The sequence below is a fragment of the Verrucosispora sp. TAA-831 genome (genome assembly GCF_050780145.1).
Classification (GTDB): Bacteria; Actinomycetota; Actinomycetes; order Mycobacteriales; family Micromonosporaceae; genus Micromonospora.
Genome location: NZ_CP192240.1, coordinates 3,172,787 through 3,186,048, shown reverse-complemented (window position 1 = coordinate 3,186,048; position 13,262 = coordinate 3,172,787). Strand labels below are relative to the sequence as shown.

Here is a 13,262-nt window from a genome sequence, read left to right as displayed (position 1 = left end):
GACGGCGGGGAGGGGGCGACGCGGTGAGGGCACGCTGGCTCGGCCGGTACCTGCTGCCCACCCTGGTCGCGCTGCTGTTCGTCGCCCCACTGTGGTTCATGGTGGTCGGCTCGCTGCGCCCCACCGGTGCCCCACCTCCGCGCACGCTGGAGTGGTGGCCGACCGCGCCGACCACGGCCGCGTACACCCGCCTGCCGGACCTGATCCCGATCTTCCGCTACCTGGCGAACTCGGCTCTGGTGGTGGCGCTGGCCGTGCCGTTGACCGTGCTGGTCGCCGCGCTGAGCGGGTTCGGGCTGCGGCTGCTGTCCCGGCGCTCGCGGCGGCGGGCGTTGACCGGGCTGCTGGTGCTGCTGCTGGTGCCGGTCACGGCGGTCTGGGCGACCCGGTTCGAGGTGTTCCGGCTGGCCGGGGTGGTCGACACGTACCTGCCGTTGCTGGCACCGGCGGCGCTGGCGGTCAGTCCGTTCCTCGTGCTGCTGTACGCGTGGAGTTTCGGTGGGATCCCCGACAGCCAGTTGCAGGCCGCCCGCCTGGAGGGGGCGGGCTGGTTGACCATCTGGCGGCGGCTGGCGTTGCCGCAGGTCAAACCGGCCACGCTGGCGGTCTCGGTGTTGGCCTTCACCTTCCACTGGTCCAACTTCATCGACCCGCTGCTCTACCTCACCAGCGGCGACCGGTACACCTGGCCGCTGGGCCTGCGCTTCCTGCTGCTGCTCAACCCGACGGACTGGCCGCTGCTGATGGCCGGCAGCGTGGTCGCCACCGCGCCGTGCGTGCTGGTCTTCCTGCTCGCCCAGCGGGTCCTGCTCGCCGACGACCCGTTGGCGGCGCTTCGACCGAGAGGACGCCGATGACCCCGACCCGGTGGCGCACGTGTGCGGCGCTGCTCACCGTCCTGCTCGTCGCCGCCGGCTGTTCGTCCGGTGAGCGGGCCGCGGAACGTCGCGGCATCACCGTGGTGCTGTTCGGCGACGCGGAGGAGGTGGCCGGCTATCACACGCTGGTCGACGGCTTCACCGCGGCGAACCCCGACGTGCCGGTCACGCTCTCCCCCGTCGCCACCCAGGACGAGCTGATGGCGCGGCTCACCACCTCGTTCGCGGGGGGCCGACCGCCGGACGTGTTCCTGCTCAACTACCGGCGGTACGGGCAATTCGCGGCGCAGGGGGCGATCGAGCCGGCGCAGTCCTACCTGGACGGCAGCGACACCATCCGGGAGAGCGACTTCAGTCCCCGCGCCCTGGACGCGTTCCGGTTCGACGGCGAGGAGCTGACCTGCCTGCCGCAGAACCTGTCCTCGCTGGTCGTCTACTACAACGCCGACCTGTTCGCCGCCGCCGGGGTGCCGGTCCCGCGCCCCGGCTGGACCTGGGACGACTTCCTCGCCGCCGGGAAGGCGCTGACCCGCGACGGCCGGTACGGGGTGGGCGTGGAGGCGTCCGTCGCCCGGTTGGCGCCGTTCGTCTGGTCCAACCGGGGCGAGTTGGTCGACCATCCGGACCGGCCGACCCGGTTGACGTTGCGTGACGACCCGGCCGCCCGCGCTGCCGTGGACTGGTTCCTCGACCTGCGGCTGCGCCACGGCGTCGTGCCGCCGGACGCGGAGGAGCAGAGCGAGTCGAGCGAGGCCCGTTTCCTGCGCGGCACGCTCGGCATGTATCTCAACAGCCGGGTCGCCGTGCCCACGCTGCGCACGATCGACGGGTTCACCTGGGATGCCGCGCCGCTTCCGGTGGCCCCCGGCGGCGTACCGGCGTCGATCCTGCACAGCGACGCGTACTGCATGAGCGCCGGCCTGCCGGATCACCGACCGGCGTGGCGGTTCATCGAGTACGCCATGGGCGCCGCCGGGCAGCGGGTGCTGGCCGAGTCGGGGCGGACCGTGCCGTCCCGGCTGGACGTGGCCGACTCCCCCGCCTTCCTCGATCCGGCCCGACCGCCCCGTTCGTCGCAGGTCTATCTGGACGCCGAACCGCACCTGCGGGCCACGCCCCGCACCGGCACCTGGTCGCGGGTGGAGAAGGAGACGAACACCCTGCTGGAGGAGGTGTTCTACGGCCGGGTGGAGCGGGAGGAAGGGCTGCGTCGGCTGGAGGAGACCGTCCGTCCGCTGTTCGCGCTGCCGGTCGGCAAGTGACGGGGGTCATCCGGCTGGAGGAGCTGACCCGGTCGTACGGGCGTACCGTCGCCGTCGACGGTGTCGACCTGGAGGTCCGGGCCGGGGAACTGCTCACCCTGGTCGGGCCCTCCGGTTCGGGCAAGTCCACCATCCTGCGGCTGATCGCCGGGCTGGAGCGGCCGGACGCCGGACGGATCCTGCTCGACGGTGTCGACGTCGCCACGGTGCCGCCGCACCGCCGCGCGGTGGCCATGGTGTTCCAGGACTACGCGCTCTTCCCGCACCTCACCGTGCTCGGCAACCTCACCTTCGGGCTGCGGGTACGCCGGGTGCGGCGGGCCGACGCGGACCGGCGGGCACGGGCCGCCGCCGACCGGCTGGGCATCGCCGACCTGCTCGACCGCCGTCCCGACCAGATGTCCGGCGGCCAACGGCAGCGGGTGGCGCTGGCCCGGGCGCTGCTGCGCGACCCCAGCGTCTATCTGCTGGACGAGCCGCTGGCGAGCCTGGACGCGCCGCTGCGCTTCGCCACCCGGGCGGACCTGCTCGCCCTGCACCGGGAACTGCGCACCACCACCGTGCACGTGACGCACGACCAGCACGAGGCGATGACCCTCGGCGACCGGGTGGTGGTGCTGTCGGCCGGGCGCATCCGGCAGGTCGGCCCGCCGCAGCAGGTGTACGACGCCCCGGCCGACACCTTCGTCGCCGGGTTCCTCGGCAGCCCACCGATGAACCTGGTCCCCGGTGGCGGTGTGCTCGGCGGCGACCCGACGACGACGGTCGGCGTACGCCCGGAGGATCTGGTACGCGATGACGCCGGGCCGGTCGTCGCCACCGTCGAGGCGGTCGAGGCGCTGGGCAGCGAGGCGATCCTGTTGACCCGCTGCCCGGACGGCACCCGGCTGACCGTGCGCACCGGCCCGCGCCCCGGCGTCGGGCCCGGTGCCGAGATCCGGCTGCGGGTCGACCGGCGCCACCTGTTCGACGCGGCCGACGGGCGGCGCCGGTGAGGCGTGCCCGTGCGCCGGTGACCGGCTGGGTGTTCCTCGCCCCGTACGCGGTCGCGGTGCTCCTGCTGATCGCGGTGCCGGTGCTGCTCAACGTCGGGTACGCGTTCACCGACCACACCGGCCTGACCCGCGATCCGCAGTTCGTCGGGCTGGCCAACGTCCGGCGGCTGCTCGACGACCGCTTCCTGCTGGACAGCCTGGAGGCGTCGCTGGTGCACGTGACGCTGGCCGTGCCGGTGCGGTTCGTCGCGGCGGTCGGGCTGGGCCTGCTGCTCGCCGCGCCGCGCGTCGGCGGTCGCTGGTTCCGCACCGCCGTGTACCTGCCCACGGTCGTGCCGGACGTGGCGCTCGCGGTGCTGTTCCTCTGGGTGCTCAATCCGCTGTACGGGCCGTTGAACCAGGTGCTCGGGCTCTTCGGGCACGCCGGCTACAACTGGCTGGCCGACCCGACGACCGCCCGGGTGGGCGTGGTGCTGATGCTCGCGTTCCCGATCGGCGAGGGCTTCGTCGTGGTGCTGGCCGCCCGTCGGCTGCTCGCCGGTCGGTTGTACGAGGCGGCGGCGTTGGAGGGGTGCGGGGCGTTCGGGCAACTGCGTCGGCTGACCCTGCCGCTGCTGGCCCCGGTACTGGTGCTGCTGGCGGTGCGGGACATCGTGCTCACCCTCCAGGTGAACTTCGTCCCGGCGTACGTGCTGACCGACGGGCGACCGGCCAACGCCACGCTCTACCTGCCAGTCTACATCTTCGACCAGGCCTTCGAGTTCTCCGGCTTCGCGTACGGCTCGCTGGTGACCATCGTGCTGATGCTGATCACGGCGACCATCATCACCGGGCTGCTGCTGGCCGTACGCCGCTGGCGGGTGCCGCGATGAGCTGGCATCCTGCTGCGGTGAGACTGCGTCTGCTCGCCGTCACCGTCGCGCTGCTGCCGGTGCTGGCCGCCTGTGGTGGCGGTGCCGAGACACCCGGCGGTGGACCCCGGGACCTACTGGCCAACCTGCCCAGTTGCGACCGGGTGCCGCTGGACGAGGACCCGGAGGTCGACGCGGGCGTGCCCGGCCTGGCGCTGCCCGACGGCGCCCGGGTCACCAGCGTGGTGCGGCAGGGTGTGCTGACCACGGTGGAGGCGACCGTCCGGATGTCCCCGCTGGACGTCCGCGCGCACTACGAGCAGCGGGCCGACATCGACCTGCTCAAGATCGAGGACGAGATCTTCGAGACCGAGGTGCTCACCCGGGCCGGGCAGCGCCGAATGTACCTACGGGCCTCGGCGCTCTGCGCCGACGGCAGTACGCTCACCGTGATGGTCGGGCCGGACTCCGACGACGCCGGACTGCCCGAGTTCCGCAGCGGCGGCTGATCGACCTCGACAGATGTCCTAACCGGATGGCGCGTTTCCCGACACCTGCTCGGTGACGTCCGCCGATCTCCTGTCTAGCCTGCGCACACAGCATTTTCCGCGCTCGGATCAGGAGAGACCGCATGAGGGCCACCTTCGTCCGACGACATCGCGGACTGACGGCGACGGCGCTGGTCGCGCTGCTCGCCACGGTCGCGTTGACGGCGTCGTCCGCCACCGTCCCACCCGCCGCCCCGTCGCTGGCCACCAGCTATCCCACCGGGCCGATGGAGGTCCCCGACGAGTGGATGACCGCGCAGCGGATGAGCGACGGCAGCCGGGACCTGTCGGTCGTCAAGTACACCCGGGCCCGCGGCGAGGCCGACCGGCTCGCCACCCGGACCCGCAGCGCGTACCGCCCGTTGGCCGAGCGGCCCTGGTCCTTCTTCGGTCCGGCCAACATCGGCGGCCGGGTGGTCGACATCGCGGTGGATCCGCAGGTGCCCGACCAGATCTTCATCGCCGCGGCCTCCGGCGGCGTGTGGCGCTCCGCCGACGCCGGAGCCACCTTCACGCCGGCCTGGCCGGACGGCTGGGCGCAGGCCATCGGCGCGATCGCGATGACCAGCGACGGAGTGCTGTTCGCCGGGACCGGTGAGGCGCAGCCGGGTGGCGGGTCGATCACCTTCGGCGGGGACGGCGTCTACCGCTCCTCCGACCGGGGCGCGACCTGGCAGCGCGTCGGCCTGGCCGACAGCCACGCCATCGGGCGCTTCGCCGTCGACCCGAGTGACGAGGACCGCGTCTTCGCGGCGGCCAGCGGCAACCTGTTCGTGCCCGGTGGCGAACGGGGCGTCTACCTGACCGAGGACGGCGGCGACACCTGGCGGCAGGTGCTCGCCCCGCCCAACGACACCACCGGCGCCACCGAGGTCGTGATCGACCCCACCGACCCCGACCGGGTGTACGCCGCGATGTGGGACCACCTGCGCGAGCCGCACCAGCGCACGTACGGGGGGCCGGGGTCCAGCCTGTGGCGTTCCGACGACGGCGGCGAGACGTGGGCGCGGATGACCACCGGCCTGCCCACCGACGCCGACCAGGGCCGGTGGGGCCTCACCCTGGCACCGAACGACCCGCAGCGGCTGTACGCGTACGTGGGCACCGCCCTCGGTCCGTTCCGGGCGTTCTACCGCTCCGACGACGGCGGTGACACCTGGACGCAGACGCCGGTCAGCACCAGCCAGGCGTCGCAGTCGACGTTCAGTTGGTGGTTCGGGAAGATCTTCGTCGACCCGGGCGACGCGGACCACGTGTTCCTGATGGGCGTCAACCTGATGCGCTCCACCAACGGTGCGCGGAGCTTCTCCTCCGTCGGCGGCGTGCACGCCGACCAGCACGTGATGCGCTGGGACCCGAAGGTGCCGAGCCGGGTCTACCTCGGCAACGACGGCGGCGTCTACCGCTCGGAGACCAACGGTGCCAGCGGTTGGGTGAAGGCCGTCGACGAGCGGTACACCCAGTTCTACACGGTGGACGTGGCGCAGACCGATCCGAGCCTGAAGGTCGGCGGCACCCAGGACAACGGCTGCAACCGGGGCTACAACGGCGTCGGCGGCCCGTGGAACGCGATCGGCTGCGGCGACGGGTTGCAGACCCTGATCCACCCGGAGAACCCGAACATCGTCTTCGGGTGCAGCCAGTACGGTGCCTGCTACCGCTCGGAGAACGCGGGCGGCACCCCGCGCCAGTCGATCGGGACCGGCCAGACCACCTCGCAGCGGCGCAACTGGCTGACCCCGCTCCAGTTCGACCCGAACGACCCGAACGTCATGTACTACGCCGGCAACATCGTGAACCGGTCGACGGACAACGGCCGGACCTGGACGGCGATCAGTCCCGACCTGACCGGCGGCGGTCCCAACGACCCGTCCGGCTACCCGTGGGGCACGATCACCACCGTCGCCGCCGCGCCGAGCGACAGCGCCACGCTCTACGTGGGCACCGACGACGGCCGGCTCTGGTGGACCCGGAACCTGGGCGCGAACTGGCAGCAGGTCGACCCGGCCCAGTTGCCCGGCACCTGGGTCACCCGGGTGGCGGTCAACCCCAAGGACGCGAACGTCGCGTACGCCACCTTCTCCGCCTTCCGGTCCGGCAGCGACCGGGCGCACGTGATGATGACCCGCGACGGCGGCCGGACCTGGACCGACATCGGTCGGGGCCTGCCCGACGCGCCGGTCAACTCGGTGATCCCGACGGCCGACGGTCTGCTGCTGGTCGGCACCGACGTGGGGGTGTTCGTGTCGGCGTGGAACGGCGGCGAGTGGGCCGCGCTCGGCACCGCCCTGCCGAAGGCGGCGGTGATGTACCTGCGGTACCACGAGCCGTCACGGCAGCTCACGGCGGCGACGTTCGGTCGGGGCATCTACGACCTGACAGTCCCCCGCTGCCCGGCCGCGTCCACCCGGCTGCCGGTGCGTGACCCGGGGGTCGGTGTGGTGGGCGTCCTGGCGTCCTGCCGCGCCGGTTAGACGGACCGGGGGCCGTCCTCCCCCGGCCCCGGTCCCGCCGGAGGCCACCTCCCCACGAGCCGGGGGAGGTGGCCTCCGGCGTTCCGGTCACCGGGACCGGGGCGGTGCGCTCACCGCAGGCGGCGGGCGGGGAACCGGGCCGGTGGGTCGGCGATCGCGTCCTGGGCGGCGACCAGTTGCAGTTCGCGGGTGCCGGCCGCGAGCGTCGCCTCCAGCACGGCGAAGATCGAGGCGGTGGTGCGTTCCAGCGCCGTCGCGGGTGATCCGGTGCTGCGCAGGTGCGCCAGGTAGAGCGCGGCGGTGACGTCGCCGCCGCCGTTCGGGCTGATCGGCAGCAGCGGCGTGGTCACCGCCCAGGCGCCCTCGTCGGAGACGGCCACCACCTCCAGCGAGTCGGGCGGCGCGTCGCCGTGCAGCACGCTGGTGACCAGGACGTGCCGGGGGCCGGTGGCGCGTACCACGTCGACCGCCGCCAGCACGTCGTCGAGCGAGTGCGTCGACCGGCCGGCGAGGAACTCCAGCTCGAACTGGTTCGGGGTGACGATGTCGGCCCGGGGCACCACCACGTCACGCAGGTACTCGGGGATGCCGGGCCGGACGAACATGCCCCGGCCGACGTCGCCCATCACCGGGTCGCAGCAGTAGACGGCGTCCGGGTTGGCGGACTTGACCAGGGTCACCGCGTCGAGGATCACCGCGCCCATCGCCGGGTCGCCCTGGTAACCGGAGAGGATGGCGTCGGCGTCGCCGAGCACCCCACGGTCGGCGATGCCGGCGATCACCTCGGCGACGTCGGCGGGCGCGAGCAGCGGTCCGCGCCAGGCGCCGTAGCCGGTGTGGTTGGAGAAGTGCACGGTCAGGACCGGCCAGACCTCGTGCCCGAGCCGTTGCAGCGGGAACACGGCGGCCGAGTTGCCGACGTGGCCGTAGGCGACCGAGGACTGGATCGACAGGATCTTCACCCGTCCATCATCGCGCCCACCGGTTCCCGGCCGCCGCAGGGGTCGCCCTTCGGCCAGGTCACGGCCGTGATGCTGAGGGCGGGACCGCCGTGGCCCGGCGGCCCCGCCCTCGGTGGATCACTCGAACAGGGACAGGGTCAGCGTCGAGGTGTACTCACCCGCGGCCACGTCCGCCGGGGTCCGCAGGAACAGATCCGCGTCGACCGAGTACGCCCCACCCGCGACCGCACCCGAGTCGAACGTCGAGACCAGCAACTCCTGGTCGACCAGACCCACGTTGTTACCCGGCTGCGTCGGCTCGTCCAACACCGTCACCACCTCCTCACCCTCGCTGACCAGACCGGTGTCACCACCGTCGACCAGACGCGGCCTCCACCCCAGGTGCCCGGCACCGATCGGCTCCTGACCCGCGCCACCGGTGAAGTCGCTGGCACTACCGAGGACCGCCCACGCGGCACCCGACGGCACCTCGTCGGCGGTACGCGTGTCGGTGACCGTCACCGTCGGCAGACCACCGACGAACTGACGCACCAGCAGCGTCGACCCGTCCTCGGTCAACGCCACCGAGTCACCCGCGATCGACAAAGCCAGCACACCCGGCTCCACCAACTCCTCGATGTCGACGGTGACCGTCACGTCACCACTGTCACCCGGATCGGCCGACACCGGCGCGGCCATCGCCACCGACCCGACCAGCAGGGCCCCGGCAGCACCCGCCGCCAACAGCCGCCTGCGATTGTCCGTTCTCATCTGCTTCTCCGTGTCGTTCGCGGTCACTGGGCTTGGCGGGGGTCGGCGGCACAGTTGACCGCAGCGTGGTCGGCGGTGACGACGGTGGTGACGCTCTCACCGTCGACCGTGCCGGTGGCCCGAACCGTGGCGGTGCCGGACGGGACCGACGCGGCACGGGTGGTGAACTGCTGGAAGGCGCTCGCGCCCGGAGCCACGGCCGACACCGACCGCTGCCCGTACGCGCTCTCCAACACCACGTCCACCGGACCGTCATGGTCGTTACGCGCCTGCACCGCCACGTACGCCTTCCCGGCCACACACCGCGCCTGCACGGTGACCGTCACCGGCACCTCGGGTTCGGCGTTCGGGTCGGTCAGCCGCTTGCGGTTGTAGGTGTCGTCCTGACCGTCGGGCTGGTAGCCGCGCTCCACGTTGCCCGCCGCGTCCACCGAGAACCAGTGCACGGTCGTGCCGACCGGGACGGTCAGCGTCTCGCCGCCCTCCCGGATGCCGGCCGAGCCGTAGAGGGTCGACTCGAACGTGGGCCGGCTGCCGTCGAGGGTGTAGAACACCGCCGCCGGTTCGCTGGTGGAGAACGTGACGTCGACCGAGCCCTCGGTGGCGCTGGTGGCCACCTCGACGGAGCTGGTGGGCGCCGACTCGTCGGTGTCGAAGTCGCGGGCGACCCGCAGCATCTCGACCAGGCCGTTGGAGAACTCCAGCGTCTCCTCGCGGGCCGAGGTCCAGGTCGGCTGGAAGGAGGTGCCGACCTCGAAGTTCCAGGCGTAGATGCCGTACTTGTACCAGAGCATGTCACCGGAGTTGCCGGCCGCCGAGTAGAGCACGTCGGCGATCGGGCCGGTGCGCGCCGGGGTGACCGCGAGGTTACGGTGCCGCTTGATGGCGGTCAGGATCCGCGACGAGGCACCCCAGAACAGCGACTCCTCGGCCAGCGTCGGACGCGGGGCGGAGACCCGGCCCGGGGTGGCGTACGAACCCGGCGACCACATGAAGTAGTTGCCCGAGGAGTGCAGGTTCATCGAGAACTTGACGTTCGGCCGGGAGGCCAGCCAGTCGACGTTGCGGCTCTCCGGCTCGGACAGCTCGTCCGGCCCGGCGTACGTGCCGCTGGTGCAGCTCGGGGACGCACCGGAGTAACCGTCGAAGAGGCTGTACTCGGTGTAGTTGCGGTTGTTGTCCACACCCCAGGAGGTCCGGCCGAGGAAGTCCCCGGAGGTCTCCGGCGTGCAGTGGTTGGTCATGTTCTTGCGCTGCGAGTTGAAGTCGTAGAACGAGTAGTGCCCGCCGTCCGGGTTGATCGACGGCGCGATCCAGATGTCGAGGTTGTCCACCAGCTCGCGGGTGTTCGCGTCGTGCGCGTAGTTGCGCAGCAGCCGCTCGGCGGTCTCGATGGTCACCAACGGGGGCACCCATTCCCGCGCGTGTTCCTGCGCGTAGGCGAGTACGCCCAACTTGGAGCCGTCGCGGTGCTTGCCGATCCGGATGGCGTACACCGGGTGCGGGTCACGGGAGACCGTCGTCGGCGCGGACAGGCCGTCGGAGAGCGCGGTCGGTGCGGCCGGCGCCACCACGCCCGCACCCGCGTTGCCCCGGTAGGTGTATGCGGTGAGCAGCGTGCCCGCCTGGGCGTTGAGCGCGGCGGCCACCTCGGCGGCGGTGCTGGTGACGGTGCCGGCGGCGTCGGTGGCGAGGCCGACGCGGACCTGGTTGCCGGTCACGGTCACCGTCAGGGACGCGCTCGCGGTGCCGGGGTTCGCCAGTTCGACGGTGATGTCGTTGCCGCCCTGGTGGCCCCAGGCCAGCGAGTCGACGCCGACGCGGCTGGCGTTGGCGGTGCCGAGTACGGCCTGCGCCTTGCGCCGGTAGCCGTTGGTCTTGTGCGGCAGCTCGACGATCTCGGAGATCTCCGGGTACTGCGCGGACATCGCCTTGATCCGGTCGTAGAGCTCGGTGGGGGTCAGGTAGCTGGTGACGAAGTCCTTCTGGTAGCCCGGCCCCTCCGGGGCGGTGTCCGGGATGGGCAGCCACTCGTGCACCTTGGCCACCGCCACGTCACCGGTCGGGCTGGTGATCCGGACGTAGTCGGGGCGGCTGGTCACCTGCGCCGCGCCCCGGTGGTAGAGGTACACCCCGGCGTCGACGAACCGGGTGATGTTCTGCGTGCCGCCGGAGCCGAACTCGGTGCCCGGCCCGCTGTCCCGCTCGACGGTCAGCGCGGTGGCGGCGGTCTGCCCCTGCGCCCACTTCGCCTCCACCGACAGCACCTGGGTGTCCCCCGAGGTGTAGTAGTCGGCACGAATGATCCTGACGTCCGAGGCGGCGGACCGGGCGGCGACGGCGGCTCCGGAGAACTCCCGGTTGTCGGCCAGGTGGGCGGCGATGGTCGCCTCCCGCTCGGCGATCCGGTCCTGCGCGTCCTGTTCGGTGTGCAGCACCTTGCCGAAGGTGAAACCGGCCCGGGTCAGCGTGGCGACCTCGTTGCCGGTCACCACGGCGTGCACCACGATGCCGTCGGCGGTGTGGTGGACGTGGTGGTCGAGGTCGACGCCGGTGGCCACCAGGGCGTCCAGTTCGGTGGTGTCGGCCACCACCACCTCGATCACGCTGGTCTGCTCGTCGGCCAGTCGACCGAGGTCGGCGGGGGTCTCGGCGCCCGGCGCGGCGGTCTGCGGCACCACGGCCGAGGCCGGGCTGACCAGCAGCAGCACGGCCGTACCGGCGGCCAGCGCGGCGGAGAAGGGTATCCGGCGTCGCCACCGGGAACGGGTACGGAGTTCCGACATGAGGCTCGTGGCCCCTTCTCGGCGTGCGGTGGGGGTGTGGGGGTTCGCACCTCGTCTCGGCTGTCTCAGCTCCGGTGACAGCCACGGCCAGGTGCGTCCGACATGGACACCGCCCGCATCGCCGATTACGCAGCGTCACATGTCGAGAGGTAGGAGTGATCAGGTTGCGGATCACTCTCACCTGACGAAGGTCATCTGTCAATCGTCCCGAAGTATGGACAGCCGGCGTGCGCTCACCCGGCTGAGCACCGACGCCGCGTCCGACCCACCGTCGTGACGGGGGCCGAACGCGGCGCCGTGCGCGGCTTCCGGGTTACGGAAGGCTGTAGCCGAGGCTGTACGAGACCATCGTCTCGCACGTCTCCGGGGTGTCCCTCGGTCCGCAGTGGTCGCGGGTCGCCACCACCGTGAAGCTGCCGGTCACCCCGGTGAGCTTGCCGTAGCCGGTACCCGGCGTGATGACGAAGTTCATCGTGAAGGTGCCGTCGGCGCTCTGCTTGCCGTCGGACTCGAAGACGAACCCGCCCTCCAGCCCGTCCAGGGTGCCCGCGAAGGCTCCGGCGCTGTCGATGGTGCCGTAGCCCGCACGGTCCAGGACCTGGAACTCGACGTCCTCGGTCTCGCCGACGAGTCCGCCCACATACGTCATGCCGTACCGGACCTGCCACACCGAATGGCCGGCCGGCGTGCCCTTGACCTGCTCGAAGGCGACGTGGCGCGGATACAGCTCGCCGGTCACCACCTTGTATGCGCCGGGCGATCCCGGCGAGACGGTGGGCAGCGGCCGGACGATGCGGTCACGCGCCGCGGCACGGTCCGATGTCGACCGCACCGCCTCCGACCCACCGGCCGACGATGTGGTGCCGACTCCGGCAAAACGCGACTGCAACACAGGCGGCACAGACGACGTGCCCGGGTCGATCGTGGCGGCGGTCCTGGCGGTCGGGGCGGCGGCCTGCGGAACGATGGCGGCGGCGGGGCTGACCAGCAGCACTGCCGCGCCGGCCGCCAACACGGAGGAGACGGCGATGCGGCGTCGCCACGGGGAACGGGTACGGAACTCGGACATGAGGCTCGTGGCCCCTTCTCGGCGCGCGGAGGTGATGGGGTGGGTGTCGCCCCGCGCCTCGGCCACCTCGGTTCGCTGGCAGCGGGCGGCACGGAGCGTCCGGAGTGGACGCCGCCCGCGTCACCGATTGCGCAGCGTCACACGTCGGATGTGGAGGGTAATCGATTGCGCACAACTTTCACGCAACAAGCGACCACTGTCAATAATCCCGGGGGGCCGAATTTGTCACGCCCGCCTCACCCGCCGACCCGGCGGTAGGCGTTTGACCTGGGCGCAGAGTGGAGACCAGGAACGGGAAGCTCGACAACGAGGGGGGACAACGCATGTCCGAATACACCACCGAGCGGCCCGATACAATCCACGAGCGCCCCGAACACGTCACAGATCCGCTGCTGTGGAGACTCGCCCTGCACGTCGCCGACGCGCACGCACCGGCCGAGGACGGGGACTGCGCCCACCTGCTCTGCGCCGGCCAGGAGTGGCCGTGCGCGCCGTGGCAGCAGGCCCAACGCGCACTCGTCCTGGCGCAGGGCGGCACGGCGCAGGTGGCACCGGCGCGCCAGAGCGGATGGTCGACGCAGGCGGCGCTGCCGAGTCGGGCCGCGGAGCGTGCGCGCCGCGATTCCGCCGCCGCCTGAGCGGCGGGCCGGCCCGGTCGCCGCCGGGCGACCCGCCGCACTGCTGTCA

The 13,262-nt window shown here is 72.0% G+C and carries 11 protein-coding genes; 7 read left to right on the top strand and 4 right to left on the bottom strand.

Translation table 11 applies throughout. From position 1 onward, the window contains the following. The first annotated feature begins 23 nt into the window (after positions 1-23). The 6 genes from ACQVFL_RS14355 to ACQVFL_RS14330 all read left to right on the top strand — a co-directional run bounded on the left by ACQVFL_RS14355 (position 24) and on the right by ACQVFL_RS14330 (position 7,008). A complete protein-coding gene (locus ACQVFL_RS14355; RefSeq protein ID WP_396697667.1) occupies positions 24-857 on the top strand; it encodes a carbohydrate ABC transporter permease in 834 nt (277 codons plus the stop codon). After that, on the top strand, positions 854-2,140 hold the full coding sequence (locus tag ACQVFL_RS14350) for an ABC transporter substrate-binding protein (RefSeq protein ID WP_431729590.1): 1,287 nt from the start codon (positions 854-856) through the stop codon (positions 2,138-2,140). Before ACQVFL_RS14355 ends, ACQVFL_RS14350 begins: the two co-directional genes overlap by 4 nt. Continuing rightward, on the top strand, positions 2,137-3,135 hold the full coding sequence (locus ACQVFL_RS14345) for an ABC transporter ATP-binding protein (RefSeq protein ID WP_396697663.1): 999 nt from the start codon (positions 2,137-2,139) through the stop codon (positions 3,133-3,135). Before ACQVFL_RS14350 ends, ACQVFL_RS14345 begins: the two co-directional genes overlap by 4 nt. Further along, the gene (locus ACQVFL_RS14340) at positions 3,132-4,007 is read left to right on the top strand and encodes a carbohydrate ABC transporter permease (RefSeq protein ID WP_431729589.1); all 876 of its coding nucleotides are present in this window, start codon (positions 3,132-3,134) and stop codon (positions 4,005-4,007) included. Before ACQVFL_RS14345 ends, ACQVFL_RS14340 begins: the two co-directional genes overlap by 4 nt. A 17-nt stretch (positions 4,008-4,024) precedes the next feature. After that, the gene (locus tag ACQVFL_RS14335; protein WP_396697659.1) at positions 4,025-4,495 is read left to right on the top strand and encodes a hypothetical protein; all 471 of its coding nucleotides are present in this window, start codon (positions 4,025-4,027) and stop codon (positions 4,493-4,495) included. Between the two features lie 122 nt (positions 4,496-4,617). Further along, entirely contained in the window at positions 4,618-7,008 is a 2,391-nt protein-coding gene (locus ACQVFL_RS14330) for a WD40/YVTN/BNR-like repeat-containing protein (protein ID WP_396697657.1), read from the top strand. 110 nt (positions 7,009-7,118) lie between these two features. Here ACQVFL_RS14330 and pdxY read toward each other — a convergent pair whose 3' ends face one another. The 4 genes from pdxY to ACQVFL_RS14310 form a co-directional block, all read right to left on the bottom strand. Beyond that, on the bottom strand, positions 7,119-7,970 hold the full coding sequence (gene pdxY, locus ACQVFL_RS14325) for a pyridoxal kinase PdxY (protein WP_431729588.1): 852 nt from the start codon (positions 7,968-7,970) through the stop codon (positions 7,119-7,121). A 117-nt stretch (positions 7,971-8,087) separates the two neighbouring features. After that, positions 8,088-8,720, bottom strand: coding sequence for a hypothetical protein (locus ACQVFL_RS14320; protein WP_431729587.1), 633 nt, complete (start codon positions 8,718-8,720; stop codon positions 8,088-8,090). 23 nt (positions 8,721-8,743) lie between these two features. Next, positions 8,744-11,506: a M14 family metallopeptidase gene (locus tag ACQVFL_RS14315; protein WP_431729586.1), complete on the bottom strand. Its 2,763-nt coding sequence runs from the start codon at positions 11,504-11,506 to the stop codon at positions 8,744-8,746. Between the two features lie 313 nt (positions 11,507-11,819). Beyond that, the gene (locus tag ACQVFL_RS14310) at positions 11,820-12,575 is read right to left on the bottom strand and encodes a DUF3224 domain-containing protein (protein WP_431729585.1); all 756 of its coding nucleotides are present in this window, start codon (positions 12,573-12,575) and stop codon (positions 11,820-11,822) included. Between the two features lie 323 nt (positions 12,576-12,898). On the opposite strand from ACQVFL_RS14310, the gene ACQVFL_RS14305 reads away from it, so the two are divergent. Next, complete coding sequence (locus tag ACQVFL_RS14305) at positions 12,899-13,213, top strand: hypothetical protein (RefSeq protein ID WP_431729584.1); 315 nt, start codon at positions 12,899-12,901, stop codon at positions 13,211-13,213. Positions 13,214-13,262 lie beyond the last annotated feature (49 nt).